This window comes from Embleya sp. NPDC050493 (genome assembly GCF_044458105.1).
GTDB lineage: Bacteria > Actinomycetota > Actinomycetes > Streptomycetales > Streptomycetaceae > Embleya.
On record NZ_JBITHP010000012.1, the window covers coordinates 39,448 to 60,568 of the forward strand.

The 21,121-nt window shown below is 70.7% G+C and carries 22 protein-coding genes; 17 read left to right on the forward strand and 5 right to left on the reverse strand.

What is annotated here, in order from left to right:
• Positions 1-47 precede the first annotated feature (47 nt).
• The 8 genes from ruvX to aroQ all read left to right on the forward strand — a co-directional run bounded on the left by ruvX (position 48) and on the right by aroQ (position 7,134).
• On the forward strand, positions 48-545 hold the full coding sequence (ruvX, locus tag ACIBM5_RS23190; protein ID WP_396008566.1) for a Holliday junction resolvase RuvX: 498 nt from the start codon (positions 48-50) through the stop codon (positions 543-545).
• On the forward strand, positions 542-1,699 hold the full coding sequence (gene mltG / locus ACIBM5_RS23195) for an endolytic transglycosylase MltG (RefSeq protein ID WP_396008567.1): 1,158 nt from the start codon (positions 542-544) through the stop codon (positions 1,697-1,699). The genes ruvX and mltG overlap by 4 nt, the downstream gene beginning before the upstream one ends.
• The gene (locus ACIBM5_RS23200; RefSeq protein ID WP_396008568.1) at positions 1,696-2,538 is read left to right on the forward strand and encodes a shikimate dehydrogenase; all 843 of its coding nucleotides are present in this window, start codon (positions 1,696-1,698) and stop codon (positions 2,536-2,538) included. The genes mltG and ACIBM5_RS23200 overlap by 4 nt, the downstream gene beginning before the upstream one ends.
• A gap of 382 nt (positions 2,539-2,920) precedes the next feature.
• On the forward strand, positions 2,921-3,625 hold the full coding sequence (locus ACIBM5_RS23205; RefSeq protein WP_396008569.1) for a prepilin peptidase: 705 nt from the start codon (positions 2,921-2,923) through the stop codon (positions 3,623-3,625).
• A 162-nt stretch (positions 3,626-3,787) separates the two neighbouring features.
• Entirely contained in the window at positions 3,788-4,972 is a 1,185-nt protein-coding gene (gene aroC, locus ACIBM5_RS23210; RefSeq protein ID WP_391587542.1) for a chorismate synthase, read from the forward strand.
• A 4-nt stretch (positions 4,973-4,976) separates the two neighbouring features.
• Positions 4,977-5,603, forward strand: coding sequence for a shikimate kinase (locus ACIBM5_RS23215; RefSeq protein WP_391587541.1), 627 nt, complete (start codon positions 4,977-4,979; stop codon positions 5,601-5,603).
• On the forward strand, positions 5,600-6,694 hold the full coding sequence (aroB, locus tag ACIBM5_RS23220; RefSeq protein WP_396008570.1) for a 3-dehydroquinate synthase: 1,095 nt from the start codon (positions 5,600-5,602) through the stop codon (positions 6,692-6,694). The genes ACIBM5_RS23215 and aroB overlap by 4 nt, the downstream gene beginning before the upstream one ends.
• Entirely contained in the window at positions 6,691-7,134 is a 444-nt protein-coding gene (aroQ, locus tag ACIBM5_RS23225) for a type II 3-dehydroquinate dehydratase (protein ID WP_391587539.1), read from the forward strand. Before aroB ends, aroQ begins: the two co-directional genes overlap by 4 nt.
• A 94-nt stretch (positions 7,135-7,228) precedes the next feature.
• Here the strand turns inward: aroQ and ACIBM5_RS23230 are convergent, their stop codons facing one another.
• Positions 7,229-9,190 carry a trypsin-like peptidase domain-containing protein gene (locus ACIBM5_RS23230; RefSeq protein WP_396008571.1) on the reverse strand — a complete coding sequence of 654 codons (1,962 nt, stop codon included), beginning with the start codon at positions 9,188-9,190 and terminating at the stop codon, positions 7,229-7,231.
• A 246-nt stretch (positions 9,191-9,436) separates the two neighbouring features.
• On the opposite strand from ACIBM5_RS23230, the gene ACIBM5_RS23235 reads away from it, so the two are divergent.
• The 6 genes from ACIBM5_RS23235 (at position 9,437) to ACIBM5_RS23260 (ending at position 13,275) form a co-directional block, all read left to right on the forward strand.
• On the forward strand, positions 9,437-10,567 hold the full coding sequence (locus ACIBM5_RS23235; protein WP_396008572.1) for an aminopeptidase P family protein: 1,131 nt from the start codon (positions 9,437-9,439) through the stop codon (positions 10,565-10,567).
• A 74-nt stretch (positions 10,568-10,641) separates the two neighbouring features.
• Positions 10,642-11,208 carry an elongation factor P gene (gene efp / locus ACIBM5_RS23240; RefSeq protein ID WP_020551770.1) on the forward strand — a complete coding sequence of 189 codons (567 nt, stop codon included), beginning with the start codon at positions 10,642-10,644 and terminating at the stop codon, positions 11,206-11,208.
• Positions 11,208-11,636: a transcription antitermination factor NusB gene (gene nusB, locus ACIBM5_RS23245; protein WP_355535936.1), complete on the forward strand. Its 429-nt coding sequence runs from the start codon at positions 11,208-11,210 to the stop codon at positions 11,634-11,636. The genes efp and nusB overlap by 1 nt, the downstream gene beginning before the upstream one ends.
• Before the next feature lie 129 nt (positions 11,637-11,765).
• Positions 11,766-12,131 carry a YidH family protein gene (locus ACIBM5_RS23250; protein WP_396008573.1) on the forward strand — a complete coding sequence of 122 codons (366 nt, stop codon included), beginning with the start codon at positions 11,766-11,768 and terminating at the stop codon, positions 12,129-12,131.
• A complete protein-coding gene (locus ACIBM5_RS23255; RefSeq protein WP_391587535.1) occupies positions 12,131-12,475 on the forward strand; it encodes a DUF202 domain-containing protein in 345 nt (114 codons plus the stop codon). Before ACIBM5_RS23250 ends, ACIBM5_RS23255 begins: the two co-directional genes overlap by 1 nt.
• A gap of 44 nt (positions 12,476-12,519) precedes the next feature.
• Positions 12,520-13,275, forward strand: a complete 756-nt coding sequence (locus ACIBM5_RS23260) for a class I SAM-dependent methyltransferase (RefSeq protein WP_396008574.1) — start codon at positions 12,520-12,522, stop codon at positions 13,273-13,275.
• 67 nt (positions 13,276-13,342) lie between these two features.
• Here ACIBM5_RS23260 and ACIBM5_RS23265 read toward each other — a convergent pair whose 3' ends face one another.
• Positions 13,343-13,834, reverse strand: coding sequence for a MarR family winged helix-turn-helix transcriptional regulator (locus tag ACIBM5_RS23265; protein WP_396008575.1), 492 nt, complete (start codon positions 13,832-13,834; stop codon positions 13,343-13,345).
• A gap of 124 nt (positions 13,835-13,958) precedes the next feature.
• On the reverse strand, positions 13,959-15,575 hold the full coding sequence (locus tag ACIBM5_RS23270) for an MFS transporter (RefSeq protein ID WP_396008576.1): 1,617 nt from the start codon (positions 15,573-15,575) through the stop codon (positions 13,959-13,961).
• Positions 15,576-15,718: 143 nt separating this feature from the next.
• Between ACIBM5_RS23270 and ACIBM5_RS23275 the strand changes: the two genes are divergently transcribed.
• The gene (locus ACIBM5_RS23275; protein ID WP_396008577.1) at positions 15,719-16,378 is read left to right on the forward strand and encodes a TetR/AcrR family transcriptional regulator; all 660 of its coding nucleotides are present in this window, start codon (positions 15,719-15,721) and stop codon (positions 16,376-16,378) included.
• A gap of 345 nt (positions 16,379-16,723) precedes the next feature.
• Here the strand turns inward: ACIBM5_RS23275 and ACIBM5_RS23280 are convergent, their stop codons facing one another.
• Positions 16,724-18,079 (reverse strand): MFS transporter, encoded by a 1,356-nt coding sequence (locus tag ACIBM5_RS23280; RefSeq protein ID WP_396008578.1) that lies wholly within the window; start codon positions 18,077-18,079, stop codon positions 16,724-16,726.
• Between the two features lie 409 nt (positions 18,080-18,488).
• Between ACIBM5_RS23280 and ACIBM5_RS23285 the strand changes: the two genes are divergently transcribed.
• Entirely contained in the window at positions 18,489-19,505 is a 1,017-nt protein-coding gene (locus tag ACIBM5_RS23285; RefSeq protein ID WP_396008579.1) for a LacI family DNA-binding transcriptional regulator, read from the forward strand.
• Positions 19,506-19,605: 100 nt separating this feature from the next.
• Here the strand turns inward: ACIBM5_RS23285 and ACIBM5_RS23290 are convergent, their stop codons facing one another.
• A complete protein-coding gene (locus ACIBM5_RS23290) occupies positions 19,606-20,109 on the reverse strand; it encodes a transcriptional regulator (RefSeq protein WP_355535963.1) in 504 nt (167 codons plus the stop codon).
• Positions 20,110-20,484: 375 nt separating this feature from the next.
• Between ACIBM5_RS23290 and pyrR the strand changes: the two genes are divergently transcribed.
• Positions 20,485-21,120: a bifunctional pyr operon transcriptional regulator/uracil phosphoribosyltransferase PyrR gene (gene pyrR, locus ACIBM5_RS23295; RefSeq protein WP_391587530.1), complete on the forward strand. Its 636-nt coding sequence runs from the start codon at positions 20,485-20,487 to the stop codon at positions 21,118-21,120.
• The last annotated feature ends 1 nt before the right edge of the window (position 21,121 follow it).

A 21,121-nucleotide genomic window follows, 5' to 3' on the forward strand; every position in this document is an offset into this window, starting at 1 on the left:
GTGCCCGAATAGTTCAGTGACGCAGAGCCTGTGACGGAGAGCCGACCTTGAGACGCGGAGTACGAATTGCGGTCGACGTGGGAGACGTTCGGATCGGCGTCGCGGCCAGCGACCCGCACGGTCTGATCGCCACTCCGGTGGAGACCGTGCCCGCGGGCAAGCGCGACGTCGCCCGAGTCCTGGAGATCGTCGCCGAGTACGAGGCGATCGAGGTCGTGGTCGGGCTGCCGCGCTCGCTCTCCGGCAAGGAGGGCGCCGCGGCGGCGAAGGCCCGGTTGTTCGCCGGCCGACTGGTCGTCGCGCTCGACCCGGCGATCGGCGTGCGCCTGGTCGACGAGCGGCTGACCACCGTCACCGCGACCCGCGGTCTGCAGGCATCCGGCGTGAAGGCCAAGAAGGCCCGCGGTGTCGTCGACCAGGCGGCCGCGATCGTGATCCTGCAAAACGCGCTCGACACCGAGCGTGGTTCCGGACGTCCTCCGGGCCTGGCCGTTTCTCCCGCCCCGGCCGGGTCCGTCTCCGACTCTGAAAGGCCCACGGCATGAGCGATCTCGGACTGCGCATGGAGTCGGAGCCGCGCAGTCGGCGACGGGGCAAGGACGACAATTCACGGGGCGGCCGGCGCGGCCGGGGCCGCAAGAAGAAGAACCGCAGCGGTTGTGCGGTCTCGCTCGCGCTCGTGATCGTCCTCGCCGTCGTCGGCGGTGGTGGCTACTGGGCCTACGGCTTCCTGAAGGACCGTTTCGGCCCGCCGCCGGACTACAGCGGCAACGGCTCGGGTTCGCTCGTGGTCGAGATCAAGCAGGGCTGGGCCACCCCGCAGATGGCCAACGAGCTCAAGCGGGTCGGGGTCACCAAGAGCGTCGAGGCGTTCACCAAGGTCGCCCGGGAGGACAAGGACCAGCGCGCGTCCAAGATCCAGCCCGGCGCCTACACGATGGCCAAGCACATGTCCGCCAAGGCCGCCTTCGAGATCCTGGTCAACCCGAAGAACAAGCAGGACTACATCCTCAAGCCCGGCGCGCGCTCCGCGCAGGTCTTCGACTCGCTGGCGAAGACGCTCAAGGTGCCGAAGGAGAAGGTCGAAGCCGCCGCGAAGGACCCCTCGCTCGGTCTTCCCCCGTACGCCAAGGGCAACATCGAGGGCTTCCTGTTCCCCGCGTCCTACGTCGCGGCGCCCGGCATGGACCCGCTCGTGGTGCTCAAGGAGATGGTCGCCAGGGCGGTCAAGGAGTACGACAAGATCGGTCTGACGGCGAAGGCTCAGGCGATGGGCAAGTCGCCCTACGACATGATCATCATCGCCAGCCTGGTCGAGGCCGAGGGCAAGACCACCGACGACAAGGGCAAGGTGGCCCAGGTCATCTACAACCGGCTCGGCAAGAACATGACGCTGGGTCTGGACTCGACGGTCAACTACTACCTCGGCAAGAGCAACGTCCAGCTCACCAACAAGGAACTCAACGACACGAGCAACCCGTACAACACCCGGGTCAAGAAGGGGCTGCCGCCGGGGCCGATCAGCAACCCCAGCAAGGCCGCCATCGACGCGGCGCTGGCGCCGCCGGCGGGCAACTACCTGTACTTCGTGACCATCGACCCGGTGGTCGGCACCACCGAGTTCTCCAAGACGGAAGCCGAGTTCCAGGAGTCCAACCGCAAGCTCCAGACCTGGATCAAGGAGCACCCCGGCCAGTGACCGACGCACCCGCCACCCCGCGCCGGGCCGCCGTGCTCGGCTCGCCCATCCGGCACTCGCTGTCCCCGGTATTGCACCGGGCGGCGTACGCCGAACTGGGCCTGACCCACTGGTCCTACGACGCGTTCGAGATCGACGAGGCGGCCCTGCCCGGCTTCGTCGCCGAACTGGACGCGTCCTGGGCCGGGTTGTCGCTGACCATGCCGCTCAAGCGGGCGATCCGGCCGCTGCTCGACGAGATCGGGCCGGTCGCGCGCGACGTGGAGGCGGTGAACACGGTGGTGTGCACCGCCGACGGCCGGCGCCTCGGCGAGAACACCGACGTGCCGGGCCTGGTCGCGGCACTGCGTGAACGCGGCGTGGACCGGGTCGAGTCGGCGGCCGTGCTCGGCGCGGGCGCCACCGCGACCTCGGCCCTGGCCGCGCTGCGCGAGATCACCGACGGGCCGGTGCGGGTGTACGTGCGGGGCGAGGAACGGGCCCGCGAGATGCGGGCCGCGGGCGAGCGGCTCGGCGTCGCGGTGCGGGTGCGCCCGTGGACCGAGGCGGCCGAGGCGCTGCGGGCACCGCTGGTGGTGGCGACCACGCCCAAGGGCGCCGTCGACCACCTCGCGATCGAGGTGCTGCCCGCCGGGGTCGGCGTGCTCTTCGACGTCGTGTACGACCCGTGGCCCACCGCGCTCGCGGGTGCGTGGGGCCACGCGGGCGGCACGGTGGTGGGCGGGCTGGATCTGCTCGTGCACCAGGCGGTGCTGCAGGTCGAGTTGATGACCGGCCGGCCGGGTCCGTTGGCCGCGATGCGCGCGGCGGGCGAGGCGGCGTTGGCGGGACGGGGCTGAGCGGGCGGGCTCGAGCGCGCGGGGTCGCATCGAGCGGTCGGCCGTCATCGGGCGGTCGTGATCGGCCGGCGCCGCTCCGCACGATGGCGATCGGTCGGCGGCGATCCGGCGGTGGCGGTCGGACGGTTGCGAGCGGCCGGCAGTGATCGGCGCGAGTCGGTCGCCCGGGTCCGGGCGTGCGGGGTGAGTTCGGGCGGGCTGTTCGGGTGCCGCCGTGCCGCCCTGCCGGCCGGTCCGCCCGGTCGGCGGGCCGAGGCCGGGCACGCCGGCGCGTGCTCGGTCTAATCCGTCGTCCCCAGGCTGCCGGATTCTTCCGATCATCGGATCGACACTGGGGACGACGGAACGTGACCGGGAGTCGATTCTGCGTATCGTCACTGGCGTGTTCCTCGGACTCACTCTCGCCTGTGCGCTGCTCGGCTTCGTCGCCGGGTTCGGTCTGCCCCGCCCCATCCACCTGCTGCTCGCCCAGGGCGCCGGACCGGGGCCACCCTCCCCGGTCGCCGAACCGGTGGTCGCCGGCACCGGGCGATACGGTCCGCTGCCGCTCGCCGCGCTGACCGGCCTGGTGTGCGCACTGCTGGCCTGGCGGCTGGGGCCGGGCCTGGATCTGCTCGCGTTCCTGGTGCTCGCGGTCGCCGGGGTCACCCTGGCCGTCGTGGACGTGCGCACGCTGCGGCTGCCCGACCCGGTGCTGCTGGTGACGCTGGCCACCGGACTGACCCTGCTGGGCATGGAGTCGCTCGCACTGGGCGACTTCACCGCCTACCGACGGGCCCTGCTCGGCGGCGTCACGCTGGCCGGCTACCACCTGTGCCTGGCCGTGCTCTTCCGCGGCTGCCTGGGCATGGGCGACGTCAAACTCGCGGGCGTGCTCGGCCTGCATCTGACCTGGCTGGGCTGGGGCGTGCTGGTCACCGGTGCGTTCCTGGCGTTCCTGCTGGCCGGGCTCACCGCCGGGGCGCTGATCTCGGCGGGCCGCGTACGCCGGGACAGTCGGCTGCCGTTCGGACCGTGGCTGTTGCTCGGTGCGCTCGGCGGGGTGTTGTGCGGCGCCGAGTTGTCCCGATTGCATCTCGCCTGGTGAGACGAGGTGCACTCGCGGGGCGGTTGTCCGACACCTGGACGCGGCGATGATCGGTCGCCGCGGGCATGAAAGGATTCGGGTGGACATCCGCCGGGCGCATCCAGGACAGCCCCCGCGCCGTTCCCCGGACGCGGTATGCGGCAAGCGCAAGAAGGAGCATTCGTGGGCAACCTACGCTGGCTCACCGCCGGGGAGTCGCACGGCCCCGCACTCGTGGCCACCCTCGAGGGGCTGCCCGCCGGCGTGCCCATCACGACCGACCTGGTCGCGGACGCGCTGGCCCGCCGCCGGCTGGGCTACGGGCGCGGCGCGCGGATGAAGTTCGAGCGCGACGAGGTCACCTTCCTCGGCGGCGTCCGGCACGGCCGCACCCAGGGCGGCCCGGTGGCGATCATGGTCGGCAACACCGAGTGGCCCAAGTGGGAGACGGTCATGTCGGCCGACCCGGTGGACCCCGAACTGCTCGCCGCGCAGGCCCGCAACGCCGCGTTGACCCGGCCCCGGCCCGGCCACGCCGACCTGGCCGGCATGCAGAAGTACGGCTTCGACGAGGCGCGGCCGATCCTGGAGCGGGCCAGCGCGCGCGAGACCGCCGCCCGGGTCGCCCTCGGCGCGGTCGCCAAGTCGTTCCTGGAGCAGGTGGCCGGCATCCGGATCGTCAGCCACGTGGTCGAGTTCGGTGCGGCCAAGGCGCCCGCCGGCGTGTTCCCCGGCCCCGACGACACCGCGCGCCTGGACGCCGACCCGGTCCGCTGCTTCGACCCGGAGGCCTCGGCCGCGATGGTCGCCGAAGTGGACGACGCGCAGAAGGCCGGCGACACCCTCGGCGGCGTGGTCGAGGTGCTCGCCTACGGGCTGCCGCCCGGCCTGGGCAGCCACGTGCACTGGGACCGCCGCCTCGACTCGCGGCTCGCGGGCGCGCTGATGGGCATCCAGGCGATCAAGGGCGTCGAACTCGGCGACGGCTTCGAACTGGCCCGCGTGCGCGGCTCCAAGGCGCACGACGAGATCGTCAACACCCCCGACGGCGCCAAGCGCACCTCGCACCGCTCCGGCGGCGTCGAGGGCGGCATGTCCACCGGTGAAGTGCTGCGCGTGCGCGCGGCGATGAAGCCGATCGCCACCGTGCCCCGCGCGCTGGCCACGTTCGACGTGCGCACCGGCGAGCCCGCGCAGGCGCACCACCAGCGCTCCGACGTCGCGGCCGTGCCGGCCTCCGGCATCGTGGCCGAGGCGATGGTCGCGCTCGTGCTGGCCGACCTGGTCACCGAGAAGTTCGGCGGCGACTCGGTCGCCGAAACGACCCGCAACGTGCGCGGCTACCTGGACGCGCTGGAGATTCGGTAGCGCCATGGCGGACATCGGGGACGCAGCGGACAGCGAGACGGTGCACATCGAGGACGGGGGAGCCCGCCCACTGGTGGTCCTGGTCGGACCGCCCGGCGCGGGCAAGACGACGGTGGGCCTGGTGCTCGCCAAGGCGCACGGGGTCGGCTTCCGCGACACCGACGCCGACGTCGAGGAGCGCGCCGGCAAGCCGATCCCGGACATCTTCGTCGACGAGGGCGAGGCGCACTTTCGCACGCTCGAACACGAGGCGGTCGCCGCGGCGCTCGCCGGCCACGCCGGAGTGCTCGCCCTCGGCGGCGGCGCGATCATGGACGACGCCACCCGCGTGTTGCTGAAGGGGCATCGGGTGGTCTTCCTGGAGGTCGACCTCGCCGACGCGGTCAAGCGGGTGGGCCTGGACGCGCCGCGCCCGCTCCTGGTGGGCAACCCCAGGGCCCGCTGGCGCGAGCTGATGCAACAGCGCCGACCGCTGTACACCGAGGTCGCGGCCCTCACGGTGAACACCGCGGGACGCACCCCCGAGGACGTGGCCGCCGAGATCCGGGTCGGCCTGGGCCTCGTCGAACAGACCGCCCCCGACCCGGCCCGATCCGGGCGGACCGAGCCCGAGAAAGACGTGAATCCATGAGCGGCAACCACTCCGAGCCCGTGCGGATCCGCGTCGGCGGCACCGCGGAGCCGTACGACGTGCTCGTCGGCACCGGCCTGCTCGGCGAACTCGCGGGCCTGATCGGCACGTCCGCCCGCCGGGTGGCGATCCTGCACCCCGAGGCGCTGACCGCCACCGGCGAGGCGGTCCGCGAGGACCTCGCCGCGCAGGGCTACGAGGCGATCGCGATCCAGGTGCCCAACGCCGAGGAGGCCAAGGACGTCGCGGTCGCGGCGTACTGCTGGTCGGTGCTGGGCCAGACCGGCTTCACCCGCTCCGACGTGATCGTCGGCATCGGCGGCGGCGCCACCACCGACCTCGCCGGCTTCGTCGCGGCCACGTGGCTGCGCGGCGTGCGCTGGATCGCGATGCCCACCACGCTGCTGGGCATGGTCGACGCGGCCGTCGGCGGCAAGACCGGGATCAACACCGCCGAGGGCAAGAACCTGGTCGGCGCGTTCCACCCGCCGGCCGGCGTGCTCGCCGACCTGGCCACGCTGGAATCGCTGCCCCGCAACGACTACGTCAGCGGCCTGGCCGAGGTGATCAAGGCCGGCTTCATCGCCGACCCGGTGATCCTGGACCTGATCGAGGCCGACCCCCAGGCGGCGCGCGACCCGCAGGGCAGGGACACCGCCGAATTGATCACCCGCGCCATCCGGGTCAAGGCCGACGTCGTCTCCGGCGACCTCAAGGAGGCCGGCCGCCGGGAGATCCTCAACTACGGCCACACCCTGGCGCACGCGATCGAGAAGGCCGAGCGCTACAAGTGGCGGCACGGCGCCGCGGTCAGCGTGGGCATGGTCTACGCGGCCGAGTTGGGCCGAATCGCCGGTCGTCTCGACGACGCGACCGCCGACCGGCACCGCACCGTGCTCGCCTCGGTCGGGCTGCCGCTGACCTACCGCGGCGACGCGTGGCCCAAGCTGCTGGAGACCATGCGGGTGGACAAGAAGTCGCGCGGCGACATGCTGCGCTTCATCGTCCTGGACGGCCTGGCCAAGCCGGTCGTCCTGGAGGCCCCCGACCCGACCTTCCTGGTCGCCGCCTACGCCGAGGTGTCCGCGTGAGCGCGCGCCGGGTGCTCGTGCTCAACGGCCCCAACCTCGGTCGGCTGGGCAGCCGTGAACCCGACGTCTACGGCGCCACCTCCTACCAGGGCCTGGTCGCCGAGTGCGAGCGGCTCGGCGCCGAACTCGGCTTCGAGGTCGAGGTTCGCGAGACCAACGACGAGGGCGAGATCATCCGCTGGATGCACGAGGCCGCCGACGGCCGCATCCCGGTGGTGATGAACCCCGGCGCCTTCACGCACTACTCGTACGGCCTGCGCGACGCGGTCGCCCAGCGCACCGCGCCGTTCATCGAGGTGCACATCTCCAACCCGTACGCGCGCGAGAGCTTCCGGCACACCAGCGTGGTGGCCGCGGTCGCCAGCGGCACCGTCGCCGGCTTCGGCATCGGCTCGTACCGGCTCGCGCTGCGTGCGCTGGCCGAGGAGATCGACGGCTGACCGGGCGGGGGGGGGGGGGCCCCCCGGGGGCCCCCCCCCCCCCCCCCGCTCCGCCCACCCGCGAGCCGCCCGGCCCACGGGCGAGCCGCCCGGCTCACCCCAACAACCGCCCGATCGCCGTGGCCACCTCCCGATGCGCCAGATACGCGCCGATGTCGTGCGCGCGATCATGCGGATTGGCCACCGTGCACTCCGCGCCCAGCCCGCTCCAGTCGTCGGCCAGCGGACACCCGATCGCCACCGGATCGCTCGGGCACCACGCGTTGAACCACGGCCCCGCGATCGGCGGCAACTGCGCCCCGCCACCCCGCAGCCGCGAGTACACGGTGTCCATGCCCAGCGGACTGCCCACCGTGATCAACCCGGCCACCGGCAACTGCGGGCCCAGCCGGGTCAGCAGATCCATCGCGACCACCGTGCCCAGACTGTGCGCGACCAGCACCAGCGGACCGGACCCGGGCAGCCCCGCCGACACCTGATCGAGCACCGCCGCACGGGTGTCGTCCCGATCCAGGTAGGCCGCGACGTCGCGAAACGCGGCCCGGATCACCAGTCGGTCCACCCCGGTGTGCGCGGCGATCCAGCCCAGCGGTTCGTGCACCGTGCCCACCACGTGGTCCCAGATGCTCTCGGTCACCGCGACCTGCCCCGCGGCGGGCATCCCGGCCCGCCGCGCGGCCTCGTCGAGCAACTGCTCGTACAGCCCCTGCGCCGACGCGGACAGCGGCGCCTCGATCGGCAGCGCCGCCTCCAGCACCTCGACGAGCCGGTCGCCGTAGAACGGGAACCAGACATCCTCGGGATCCACCGTCGGCAGCCCCGCCATGGTCAGCCCGCTGTTCAGCCCCGCCGCCCAACTGCGCCGCAACCGCGCCGGATCGTGCCCCTGCTGACTGCGCCCGTGCACGAAGACCAGCCGCACCCGACCGCCGAACGCATCCGGCCGCCCGGCCACCCCGGTCACCGCGACCGCCTCGATGCCGGAGGCGGCCTCCACCGGCGCGCGCGGCGCGGGCACACCGGTGCGCACCGTCGGTGTCGAACCCAGACCCGACCCGGCACCAAGTTGCGCGAGCAGCGCCCGCTGCGCGTCGTTCGTGGTCAGCGCCCCCAGCCGGGCCAGGATCACGCTGATCCGCACCCCTTCGTTGGCGATCCACTTGATCTGCGCCAACCCCTGCTCGGGCTGCCACGGCAGGCCCTGCACGTTCAGCACCACACCGTCGGCGTCGTGCGCGGGCACACCGCTGTGGTGCAGCCCGACCGCCTCCCACTGGTCGTTGAACACCGGTGAGCCGGAGTTGCCCGGTTCGGTGTCGGTCTCGTACTGGAGGAAGTCGTCGAAGCGCTGGGTGAACCGGTTCTCCCGGATGGCGATCTCCTTGAGCCGCCCGTCCGGGTGGCCGATCACGTTCACCGGATCGCCCACCACGAGCTTGCCCTCGGCCGCGATCAGCCGGATGTGCCCGAAGATCTGCCCCGGCGGCCGGCCGTCGCCGCCCGGTCGCATCGCGACCAGGGTGAAGTCGAGGTCCTCGTCGGTCAGGAACAGCGTGTCCGGGTCGGGGGCGAAGCGGGTGGTGTGCACCGGCAGGTCGTTGTCGATGCCCATTTCCGCGCCGAACTCGGCGAACGCGGCGCCCGCGGTCGCCGTGTCCGGGAAGACGTGATGGTTGGTCAACAACAGGCTCGGCGCGACCAGGAAGCCGGTCGCCTGCGGCTGCACAGGCCCGCCCGTGGAGTACCAGATCCGGGCGACGCACGCGGCGGCCCGCAGCCCGCGCGCGAGGAAGTTCAGGCTCTGGAGGTCGTTGGTGGCTCCTATGATCCGCTCGGCCAACCGGGGGCCGCTCTCCTCGGGCGAGGTGGCCAGCAACACCTGCCCGGGCACCTCGTTCTGCTCGACCAACCGGGCCGCGCGCAGCTGCAGCCGATCGTCCTCGTCCGGGAAGCGCCTGCCCTCGGCGCGCCGCCGATCGATCTCGCCACGAGCCGCCTCGGATGCCAGGTATCGCCCGGCCGCGGCCCTGATCTGACGGACCAGCAGCTCGTTCACCGGCGCGGAGCGAGTTGCGTCATTACCGCTGATTTCCACTGAAGTACACCCCCTCGCAGGCAGCGTAGGGCCGAATGTCGCTCGTTGTCCGGACATCACCCGATTGCCCTCCTCTGAGCCCGAAAGAGGCAACACGGAACCCGAAGGATGCAGCGCGGAGCCCGAACGATGCAGTCCGGAGCCCGAACGATGCAGTGCGCCGAGTCGCGCCGGGCTCGCCCCACCTCGCGGCACTACGCTGAATTCATGCCCGAGGCCCATGCTCAACGCCGTGATCGGCTGCGTTCCCGCCTGGCCGGTGCCGGTGCGGATGTCGCCCTGATCACCAATCGCGTAAATGTGCGCTACCTGACCGGCTTCACCGGCTCGAACGCGGCACTGCTGGTGTACACCCCGGGAGCGGCCGGCGAGGGCTCCACCGACTCGGGCGCAGTGTTGTGCACGGACGGAAGGTACGCGCAGCAGGCGAGCGAGGAGGCGCCGGGCGTGGAGTTGCTCGTCGAGCGGGCCTGCGCGCAGGCACTGACCCGGCGCGCCGCCGCGGCCGGGGCGGTCCGGCTCGCGATCGAGGAGCAGCACGTCACGGTCGAGCTGTACCGCGCCCTGGGCGCCGTGCTCGCCGAGGAGAGCGCCGCCGCCACGCTGGTCGGGCTCGGCCGGGTGGTCGAGGATCTGCGCCGGATCAAGGACCCGGCGGAGATCGCCGCACTGCGGATCGCCTGCGAGATCGGCGATCGGGCGCTCGGCGAGATGATCGAGTCGATCCTGGTCGGGCGCACCGAGCGGCACATCGCGATGGAGCTGGAGCGGCGGATGGCCGATCACGGCGCCGACGCGGTGGCTTTCCCGACCATCGTGGCCACCGGGCCGAATTCGGCGATCCCGCACCACGATCCGGGCGACCGCCGGGTCGAGGACGGCGATTTTCTCAAGATCGATTTCGGTGCCCGCTACCGCGGCTACCACGCCGACATGACCCGCACCTTCGTGATCGGCACCGAGCCGGCCGGCTGGCAGCAGGAGATCTACGGCGTGGTCTTCGCCGCCCAGAAGGCGGGCCGCGAGGCACTCGCGCCCGGCGTCGAGGCGGTCGCGGTGGATCGGGCCGCGCGCGAGGTGATCGAGCAGGCCGGCTACCTGGAATTCTTCAAACACGGCCTCGGTCACGGCGTCGGGCTCGAGATCCACGAGGACCCGCATCTGGGTCCGACGGCGACCGGTAAGCTGGACGCTTGCATGCCGGTCACCGTCGAACCGGGGATCTATCTCCCGGGCCGAGGCGGTGTCCGCATCGAGGACACCCTTGTGGTTCGTCCGCTCGAAGACGGCGGGCCCGAGCTACTCACCATCACGACCAAGGAGTTGCTCGTCCTGTAGCGGGCGGTATCGATACCAGTCCCGTCCGACGCGCGATCATCCGGTCCCGGAAGCACGCAGGAGACACCACACTCGTGGCCACGACCAACGACCTGAAGAACGGCATGGTGCTCAAGCTCGACAATGGCCAGCTCTGGTCCGTCGTCGAGTTCCAGCACGTCAAGCCCGGCAAGGGCGGCGCGTTCGTTCGTACGAAGCTCAAGCATGTCCTCTCCGGCAAGGTCGTGGACAAGACCTTCAACGCCGGCACCAAGGTCGAGACGGCCACCGTGGACAAGCGCGGCATGCAGTTCTCGTACAAGGACGGCACCGACTTCGTGTTCATGGACACGGACACGTACGAGCAGCTGCCGATCTCGCCCGAGACCGTCGGCGACGCCGCCAACTACCTCCTCGAAGGCTTCGAGGCGACCGTCGCGATCTACGAGGGCTCGGCGCTCTACGTCGAGCTGCCGGCCTCCGTCGAACTGCTCATCGAGTACACCGAGCCGGGTGTCCAGGGCGACCGGTCCACCGGTGGCACCAAGCCTGCGAAGCTGGAGACCGGCTTCGAGATCGCGGTTCCGCTCTTCATCACGACGGGCGAGAAGGTCAAGGTCGACACCCGTTCCGGTGACTACCTGGGCCGCGTGAACAGCTAGTGGCCGGTGCCCGTAGCAAGACCCGGAAGCGCGCCTTGCAGATCCTGTTCGAAGCCGACCAGCGCGGCGTCGACCCGGTGACCATCCTCGCGGACTGGGTCGGCCGTTTCCAGGCCGACAAGGCGGAGCCGCAGGTCGCCGACTACACGATGCAACTGGTCGAGGGCGTCCAGGAGCACCGCAAGCGGATCGACGACCTGATCGGCACCTACGCCGTGGGGTGGACGCTCGACCGCATGCCCGGCGTGGACCGCAACGTGCTGCGCCTGGGCATCTACGAGCTGCTCTGGGAGAGCGACGTCCCCGACGTCGTGGCCATCGACGAGGCCGTCGAACTCGCCAAGGAATACTCCACGGACGAGTCGCCGGCCTTCGTGAACGGCCTGCTCGCGCGGATAAAGGAGCTCAAGCCGACGCTGCTGCGTTAGCCGCGCCGGCCCGCTTCCGGGACTGCATCGAGCCGCCTGCCCCGTCACGGGGGAGGCGGCTCGTCGGCTTTCCCGGGTCCGGCGGAGTCGCGACGATCGGGTCATGATCGAATGCCGATAATGAAGATCATGAGATCCGAGCACAAGGGCTCCCGGCTGCGGGAGATCGGGGACGAGCCCGACTACCGCTTCACGCTCGCCAACGAGCGGACCTTCCTGGCCTGGATACGTACCGCCCTGTCGTTGCTCGCGGGCGGCGTCGCGGTGGTCCAGTTGGTACCGGACCTGGCTCCGCACGCGCAGCGGCTCGTGCTCGGCCTGACCCTGGTCGGCTTGGCGCTGACCCTGTCGGCCACCGCGTACCGGCGCTGGTACCAGGTCGAGCGGGCGATGCGGCTCGGGCGGGCGCTGCCGTTCTCCGCGCTGCCGCTGGTGCTCTCGACCGGCCTGGTGATCGTGATCGTGGTGAGCGTCGTGCTCATGCTCGCGTCCTGATGTCGCGATCGGCGCGGCTGCCGGGCGCACCGCTGGATCCGGGACTGCAACCGGAACGCACCAGGATGGCGTGGTCGCGCACCGCGCTCGCGTTCGTCGCCAACGGCGCCCTGCTGGTGCGCGCGGGGCACGTGCCGGACCGCTGGTGGTACATGGTGCCCGGATGCGCGGTGATGGCGGCCGGGTGCGTGGTGTACGCGGTGGGGCTGCTGCGGCATCGCCAGGTCTACCGCGCGGTCCGGGCGGGCACCCCTGCGGCGGGTGATCGGGCGATCCGGGCGACGCTGCTCACCTCGGTCGTGGCGTGCGTGCTCGCGGCGGCGGTTCTGCTGGGCCGGCCCTGAGCGAACCCTTGTCCGGCCTCGGGTCGTTGGCCAGAATGCGCGACATGACGACCGACGATCTCGGCACCCGAGGATTCGCCCACGGCACCGATCGGTACGAGCGGGCGCGACCGTCCTATTCCCACGAGGTGGTGGAGCATCTGTGCGCCGGCGCGGGCATCGGGCCGGGCACCCGAGTGCTCGACCTGGCGGCCGGTACCGGCAAGTTGACCAGGCTGCTGGTAGAGCGCGGGGCGAGCGTGACCGCGGTCGAACCGTCGGCGGCGATGCGCGAGACGTTCGCCCGGGTGGTCGAGGGCGTGCCGGTGTACGCGGGCACCGCGGAGCGCATCCCGGCCCCGGCCGGGGCGTACGACGTGGTCACCGTGGCCCAGGCGTTCCACTGGTTCGACCCGGAGCAGGCGCTGCGCGAGATCGCCCGGGTACTGCGGCCGGGCGGCGCCTTGGCGATGGTGTGGAACGAGTTGGACGAGAGCGAGGAGTTCATCGCCCATCTGCACCGAGTGGCCGAGTGGCCCTTCCACGCACTGCATGACTATCGCGCCGAGCTGGACGGCAGCGACCGGTTCGAGCCGGCCGAGCGCACCCTGTTCCCCTGGCGAGACGAGCTGACGCGCGATCAGGTGGTGGAGAGGTGCTCGACGTTCAGCTACGTGGCAGCCGGGTTGGCGGTCGAGCCGAGGGCCCGATTCCTGTCCCGGGTACGCGAGTTCCTCGGCGAGTACGCGGAGCCGATCGAACTGGCCTACATCACCGACACCTACATCGCCCGCCGCCGCGACTTCGAGCCGCCACTGTAAACCGGCGAACACTCGAACCCACCGCCCGGCGGGCAATCGAAGACGGACCCCAGTGCCGGGTGCGGCACTAGTTCTCCCGCCACCACCACGCCTGGCTCAGGTTGTCGGGCAGTTCGCCGGATGCGCCGAGTTGGCGCATGCCCGCGCGTAGACCTTCCTTGAGCACCTCGACGCCGTCGTCGCCGACCGCCTTCGTCCATGCGCCCTGGATCCCGGACAGCTCGGCCCAGATCACCCGCAGGCACTCGCGCCCGCGCTCGGTGAGGGTGATCCGGCGCGCCCGGCGGTCGGCGGGATCGGGCTTGCGGTCGACGTAGCCGTGGCGCGCGAGGTGCGAGACCACCTCGCCGGCCGACTGCTTGGTCATGCCCAGCCGGCGCCCCAGCTCGGTCGCGGTGGTGCCGCCCTCGCCGACCAGGGTCAGCGCGAAGCCGTGGGTGGGCCGGATCTCGTCGAAGCCCGCGGCCGTCATGCGGTCGGAGAACAGTTGACTGATTCCGCGCACGGCGCCGACCAGCAACGTCACCAGTTCGGACTCGGAGGAGGTGTCTTGCTGCACGAGGTAAGAATACCTGTCTAATTTGCCGGGCAAACCGGAACGCCGTCCCCGATGTTGATCGGGAACGGCGCGACGGTCTTGCCCACGACCACGGCCTACGGATGATGCTCCGGTCGATCATGCCCTACACGTGCACGGCGACCGCGCCCTCCCGCTTTTCACCCTGCCGGACGAACAGTGCGAGGACGATCCCGATCGCCATCGTGATCGCGGCGATGGTGAAGGCGAGCTGCATGCCGTCCAGGAAGGTGACGTCGGACGCGTGTCGGACGGCGTCCATGGTCCGCTCGTTCATGGTGGCCGGGTCCACCGGCGGGAACCCCTGCGCGACCGACCCCTCGATCGCCTCGCGCCGCCCGTGCGGCAACTCGTCGTAGGTGCCCGCCTCGGTCGGCCACCGGTCCGGGAGCACCGAGGAGACCTTGGCCGCCACCACCGCGCCGAGCACCGCGGTGCCCAGGGCGCCGCCGACCTGCATCGCGGCCTGCTGGATACCGGATGCGACGCCGGACAACTCCAGCGAGGCGTTGCCGACGATGATGTCCGTCGCGCCGACCATGATCGGGCTGAGCCCGAAGCCCAGCAGCACGAACGGCAGCATGGTGGCGCCGAAGCTCGCGTCCTCGCCGAGGCGGGCCAGCAGTGCCATCGCGGTCGCCGACAGCGCCAGGCCGGCGATGATCGGGATGCGCGGGCCGAGCTTGGTGATCGCGAAGCCGCCGATCGGCGAACCGATCATCATCACCACGGACATCGGCAACATCCGCACACCGGTCTCCGTCGGGCTGAGCCCGTTGACGCCCTGGAGGTAGAAGGTGATGAAGAACATCGCGCCGAACATCGCGAAGGCCATGAAGATCATCAGCACGATGCCGATCGAGAACGACCGGTTGCGGAACATCACCATCGGCATCAGCGGTTCGGGCGCCCTGGTCTGCCACAGCGCGAACAGCGCGAGCAGGATCAGCGCGGCGGCCATGAAGCTCAGCGTGTAGGCGCTGCCCCAGCCCTTCTCGCCGCTCTTGATCACACCCCACACCAGGCAGAACATCGCCACCGAGAGCAGCACGACACCGGGGTAGTCGATCCGGTTGCTCGCGCCGGCCACCCGGCTGTTGGCGAGCGCCCAGATGCCGACGACCAGAGTCAGTACGCCGATCGGCACGTTGATGTAGAACACCGACTGCCAACTGACGTGCTCGACCAACAGGCCGCCGACGATCGGGCCGGCCGCGGTCGCGGTGGAGATCGCCGCGCCCCAGATGCCGATCGCCATGTTGAGCTTGTCGCCCGGGAAGCTGTTGCGCAGCAGGCCGAGCGCCGTGGGCTGGAGCAGTGCGCCGAACACACCCTGAAGCACCCGGAAGGCGATCAGCATCGTCACCGACTGGGAGAAGGCGATGATCAGCGACGTGGCCGCGAAGCCGGCCGCGCCGATCAGGAAGATCGTCTTGTGGCCGTAGCGGTCGCCGAGCTTGCCGGCCGGGATCAGACACACCGCGAGCGCGAGCAGGTAGCCGTTGGTGACCCATTGCAGGTCGGCGAGCGAGGCGTCCAGGTCCTTGGAGATGGCCGGGTTCGCGATGCCGACCACGGTGCCGTCCAGGGCCACCATCATCACGCCGAAGGCGACCGCCAGCAGGGTGAGCCAGGGGTGCCCCTGCATGCCCTTGCGCACGGAGTTTTTCGAGGGGGCCGGCGGGAGTGCGTCCGATGTCGCCGCCGTCGAAGTCTGACTCATGCGTCCCCTACATCCATCCGTGTTCCACCGCCGAACCGAGCCATCGAACGATATGGCACACGGTGCCATATAGCCAAATCACTCAAGTTGCACGCAGTGGCAAGTGTCATACTGTGCAGAGACGAACGAGAGGATCACCCAACGTGCGGGACACGGCCGGCACCACGACGGGTTTGCGGGAGCGCAAGAAGGAACGCACGCGCGAGGCACTGGTGGACGCCGCGCAGGAGTTGTTCCTGCGCAAGGGGTACGACGCCACCACGATCGACGAGATCGTGGCCGCCGTGGAGGTGTCCCGGCGCACCTTCTTCCGCTACTTCGCGGGCAAGGAGGAGGTGGCGTTGGCCCGGGCGATGGAGTTCGAGGCGCTGTTCCTGGACGCGCTCACGAGTCGCCCGGCGGACGAGGCGCCGCTGACCGCCCTGCGCCGCGCGGGCACCGAGGTGTTCGCCCGGGTCGCCGGCGAGGAACGCGACGGCGCGGGCCGGGAGTTCCTGCACATGCGGCGGCTGATCGAGGACACCCCGGTCCTGCTGGCCGCGTCGCTGCGCAACATGATCGAGTCGGAACGACGGATGGCCGAGGAGATCGCCCGGCGCGAGGGCCTGACCCCGGGCACCGATCGGCGGCCGGCGCTGTTGGTGACCCTGTACCACTCGGTGATGCGGGTGGCGATGGACGAGTGGATCGAGGGCGAGGTGCTGGAGGTCGCCGGCCTGGCCCGACTCATCGACGACACGTGGGACGACATGGGAGTCCTGCTCACCGGCCGCTGGACGGCGGGCGAGATCCGGCGCTCGTGAGTGCGGGCGCGACCGCGCACACGTGAGCGCTGCCGCGACCCGTGGACGTCGGCTGCGGCGGCGGCCCTTGTACATGGGTGGCGCCACGGTCTCGCGCACATCGCGGTGTTGCGCCCGCGCACCTCTCGGCGGTGTCGCGCCCGCGCACGTCGGTGATGTCGCGGCCCCGCGTCCGCGCTGCCGCGACCCGCGCAGGTCGGCCGGGTCGCCGTCCCGCACCGTCGGCGGCGAGCCGAGGGCGCCGCGGACGGGAGTCGACCCGACCGGGCCGCGACCGGGCACCGAGGTACCGACGGGGCGGACCGGTGATCCGGTCCGCCCCGTCGGCGTGTGTGGTGCGCGGAGTCACCTCACCCGCTTGACCAGCAGCGCGAGCAACGCGCCCAGCAGGGATATGGCGGCGGCGAAGGCGAACAGCCCCTCGTAGCCGAAGTCCAGGTCGTCGACCAGGAACGGGGCCAGGAACGGCGCGGCGATCTGCGGGCCGGCGTTGGCGATGTTGATCAGGCCCATGTCCTTGCCGACGTCCTGCGGACGCGGGAGCACCTGGGTGATCAGCGCCATGTCGACGGCCATGTACATGCCGAAGAACAGGCCGTTGGCGATCTGGAACGCGATCATGCCGTCCTCGGTGGCCCAGATCAGCGGGATCATCAGGGACAGCGCGGCGCCGGCGCCCGCGCCGACCACGAACGGCTTGACCCGGCCGACCCGGTCCACGATCGGGCCGATCACGATCGCCGCGACGATGGTCACCACGGCGTTGATCACGGTGAGGGTGCCGAGCTTGGACAGCACCTCGTTCTGCGGGATCTTGATGTACATCAACAGGATGAAGAAGTTGAACTGCAGGACCACCATGTAGCCGAGCATCACGCCCAGGCGCGAGACGAGGGCGATGAAGAAGTCCGCGTGCTCGCGCGGCGAGACCCAGAAGCCCTTGACGAACGAGACGAACTCGAACTTCTCGCGCGGCATGTCCTTGGTGGACCTGTCCGGGCTGACGATCACGAAGATCACCGCGGCCGCCACGAGCACGGCGGCGATCAGGTAGAAGCCCTTGGCGCCGCCGTCCGCCGGATCGGCGAACCTGCCGTCGAACCCGCCGATACGGCTGTCGATCCCGATCATGCTCAGGTCGACGCCGGCCAGCAGCAGCGAGGCCACGATCGTGCCCACCGGGATGCCCAGGCCGATCAGGGCGGAGAACCTGCCGTACTTGCCCGCCGGCACCCGGTCGGGCATGACCGCGGTCACCGCGGCCTGGTAGCCGTTCATGATGAACTGGATGACACCCCAGGTCAGACCCACGACCGCGATCGAGTTCGCGTTGGCCTGGAAGCACAGGGCGGCGGCGCCGACGAGCGCGCAGAACAGGATGAACGGCGAGCGCCGGCCGAACCGGGACCGGGTGATGTCGGACAGCTTGCCGAACAGCGGATTGCCGATCGTGGCGAACAGGGCGCCCCAGAAGATCGGCCACTTGAGCGCTTCCTGGTCGGGAACGCCCTTGATGTGGATGACCTGCGTCGGGAGCAGGTAGACCCCCACGCCCAGCCACAGCATGTACAGCGCGATGTTGGCGAGGGGCAGCGTCGCGTAGAGCGGACCGAGCCTGTATCCGGTGGGCTCGGCGCCGGTGTCGGATCCCGGTGTCGGTGACGAGGAGGAGCCGGGCGCCTCTGTGGTGGTCGAACTCATGTGGACCGTCCGATGGAGGGGATCCGATTCCGTCCCTGCACGGAGGACTCGAATCTGCTGACGAGGTGTTGGGTTGGGAGCCTAGGTGACACGAATAAGCAGGGGAATGGGTCCACAACGTGAAATCAGTGCGACAAGATAACGATTTGATTGTTCAAGGCTTGAAGGAAGCACAATTCGCACCGAATCGTCACCGTGAGTGATCTTGTAACGACCGACACGCGTCGGTAGCGCATTCGAGCGATTACGGCCAAGGTTGTGCCCGCTAACCAAGCGGTATCGGATCGCACGTCCCTGTGATCCGGTGGACATCGGTTGCGCGCGGGCCGGCCCCGCGTGCGGGTGCGGTAGGGGGTGTCGTCGAGATGACGAGCACGAAGTCGGTCACTTGCCGCCCGGGGGGTCACGGATGAGCGCGCCGGAGGCGGGGGCCAAACCCCCCACCAGTTCCGACGTCGCCCGGCTCGCCGGCGTATCCAGATCCACCGTGAGCTACGTGCTCAACTCGCCGCCCGGGGTCCGGGTCAGCGCGCAGACCCGGGAGCGGGTCATGCTCGCGGTGCGCGAACTGGGCTACGCGCCCAGCGCGCCCGCCCGTTCGCTGCGCTCGGGCAACAGTGACGTGGTGCTGTTCCCGCTGCCGCTGCAGCCGATGGGCCAACTCCTGGAAGCGTTCATCGACGAGCTGACCGAGGCCCTGAACCGGCACGAGTTGAGCCTGCTCATCCACGCCGACCGCACCTCGCGCGGGGCCGACGCGGCCCGGCAGTGGGCCGCGTTGCGGCCACTCGCGGTGATGGCCGAGTCCAACCGGCTCACCGGAGGCGCGGTGGACGTGCTCAAGCGGGCCGGCGTCCGGGCGATCTTCGCGTGGGGCCGCGAGGAGCACCCCGACGTGCCCACCGCGATCTTCGACAACCGGGACACCGGCCGGGTCGCGGTACGCCATCTGATCGACCGCGGCCACCGCCGGCTGGCCTGCCTGGTCCCGTCCGGACCGTTGGCCTTCCTCGGCGAGGAGCGCTGGGCGGGCGCCCAGGCCGCGGCCGAGGACGCGGGTGTCTCGCTGCGCCGGGTGGACGTGGGCTACGTGCGCGAGGACGTGCTCGCCATCGTGCGCCAGTGGCAGCGTGAGAGCGAGCCGCCGACCGCGGTGTTCGCCGGCAACGACGACTTCGCCCTGATGATCATCTCGGCGCTGCGCGAATGCGGCTGGTCGGTGCCGGAGGACATGGCCGTGGTCGGCGCCGACGACCTGCCGTTCTGCGATCTGGTCTGGCCGCGGCTGACCAGCGTCTCGATGCACACCCGGACGATGGGCTCGGGCGCCTCGGACGCGATCACCACGCTGATCCGCGGCCGTGACTACCGACCGGGTGGTCGAATGGTCGTGCACCCGCGCGTGATGGTCCGCGAATCCGGCTGAGATCGGTGATCGTACAAAAGGTGAAGGGTCCCGAAGCCGGTCGGCCTCGGGACCCTTCGACGTTTCCGCGCGTAGCGGTCACGCTCCGTGCACTACCGCATCACGCGTTGTTCTGGTTCTCCACGGCCCGACGAGCCTCCGGGTTGAGTACGCCCCACCCGATCAGCTGCTCGGTCAGGACGCTCGGCGACTGGTCGTAGATCACGGCCAGGGTGCGCAGGTCGTCCTGACGGATCGACAGCACCTTGCCGTTGTAGTCGCCGCGCTGGCTCTGGATGGTGGCCGCATAGCGCTGCAGCGGACCGGCCTGGTCGGACGGAACGGTCTGCAGCCGCTCCAGGTCCAGGACCAGTCGCGGCGGCGGCTCGGCGGCGCCGTTCGGGGTGCCGCCGGGCAGCAGCTCCTGCACCGGGACGCCGTAGAAGTCGGCGAGCTCGGCCAGGCGCTGCACGGTTACCGCACGGTCGCCGCGTTCGTAAGAACCGACGACGACGGCCTTCCAGCGGCCCTGGGACTTCTCCTCGACGCCGTGCAGGGACAGGCCCTGCTGGGTCCGGATCGCGCGGAGCTTCGCCCCGAGCTGCTTGGCGTAGTCGCTGGACATCTCGCTCCCAAAACAGGTGACTGACCGTGAAGGTCCACCGGTGGTTGGCCGAACCGATGGGGTGGCTACCTCCGGGCCGGCTTTCTGTACCTCGAACTCTCCCCGAAGCTGCGAGGTTCGGCACGTCGCGACTGTCGCGTTTGGCCCGGTGGTGACTCATTGTGAGGTTACGCAGAGTAATTTGCGTCCGTCAAGCCGAACGGCCTACAAAGCCGGATTCGCGCAGGTGAGAGGCACCTTTACTCCGCTTTCGCCCGGCTCGATCCCTCGGTCCGGGCGGCCGAAAGACTGATGATGTTGGCTGATACTGTGAGGGACGTACCCCGACGTCCTTTAAAGCCCGTCCTGTGAGACGGGGAAGGAGGTCTGTTTTCCATGACAGCACCTGGCTCCACCGGCGGCACGTCGGCCGCCCGCCCCAAGGACCTCGACCCGGCCACCGCCCGCACGGTCCTGGACCCCTCGGACATCAACCGGGCCCTGACCCGGATCGCGCACGAGATCGTCGAACGCGCCAAGGGCGCCGACGACGTCGTGCTCCTGGGCATCCCGACCCGAGGCGTGGCCCTGGCCCGCCGGCTCGGCGAGCGGCTCGCCTCGATCGAGGACGGCGCCAAGGTCCCGGTCGGCGCGCTGGACATCACCATGTACCGCGACGACCTGCGGCTGGGCCCGGCCCGCGCGTTGGAGCGCACCGAGATCCCGGCCGAGGGCATCGACGGCAAGCTCGTCGTCCTGGTCGACGACGTGCTCTTCTCCGGCCGCACCATCCGCGCCGCACTGGACGCCCTGAACGACATCGGCCGCCCGCGCGCGGTCCAGCTGGCCGTCCTGGTCGACCGCGGCCATCGCGAACTCCCGATCCGCGCCGACTACGTGGGCAAGAACCTGCCGACGTCGCTGCGCGAGACCGTCAAGGTCCATCTCGCCGAGTACGACGGCCGCGACGCGGTCCTGCTCGGCACCCGCGCGGCCGACCCCGCCGCGGCCCCCACCGACGCGGAGAAGTAGC

Excerpts from the sequence above, each read along its gene's own strand:
- ACIBM5_RS23270 (WP_396008576.1), bottom strand. The coding sequence starts at position 15,575 with ATGAGTCAGACTTCGACGGCGGCGACATCGGACGCACTCCCGCCGGCC.
- ACIBM5_RS23285 (WP_396008579.1), top strand. The coding sequence starts at position 18,489 with ATGAGCGCGCCGGAGGCGGGGGCCAAACCCCCCACCAGTTCCGACGTC.
- aroB (WP_396008570.1), top strand. The coding sequence starts at position 5,600 with ATGAGCGGCAACCACTCCGAGCCCGTGCGGATCCGCGTCGGCGGCACC.
- ACIBM5_RS23280 (WP_396008578.1), bottom strand. The coding sequence starts at position 18,079 with ATGAGTTCGACCACCACAGAGGCGCCCGGCTCCTCCTCGTCACCGACA.
- ACIBM5_RS23215 (WP_391587541.1), top strand. The coding sequence starts at position 4,977 with ATGGCGGACATCGGGGACGCAGCGGACAGCGAGACGGTGCACATCGAG.
- ACIBM5_RS23255 (WP_391587535.1), top strand. The coding sequence starts at position 12,131 with ATGTCGCGATCGGCGCGGCTGCCGGGCGCACCGCTGGATCCGGGACTG.
- mltG (WP_396008567.1), top strand. The coding sequence starts at position 542 with ATGAGCGATCTCGGACTGCGCATGGAGTCGGAGCCGCGCAGTCGGCGA.
- ACIBM5_RS23260 (WP_396008574.1), top strand. The coding sequence starts at position 12,520 with ATGACGACCGACGATCTCGGCACCCGAGGATTCGCCCACGGCACCGAT.
- ACIBM5_RS23290 (WP_355535963.1), bottom strand. The coding sequence starts at position 20,109 with ATGTCCAGCGACTACGCCAAGCAGCTCGGGGCGAAGCTCCGCGCGATC.
- ACIBM5_RS23250 (WP_396008573.1), top strand. The coding sequence starts at position 11,766 with ATGAGATCCGAGCACAAGGGCTCCCGGCTGCGGGAGATCGGGGACGAG.
- ACIBM5_RS23235 (WP_396008572.1), top strand. The coding sequence starts at position 9,437 with ATGCCCGAGGCCCATGCTCAACGCCGTGATCGGCTGCGTTCCCGCCTG.
- pyrR (WP_391587530.1), top strand. The coding sequence starts at position 20,485 with ATGACAGCACCTGGCTCCACCGGCGGCACGTCGGCCGCCCGCCCCAAG.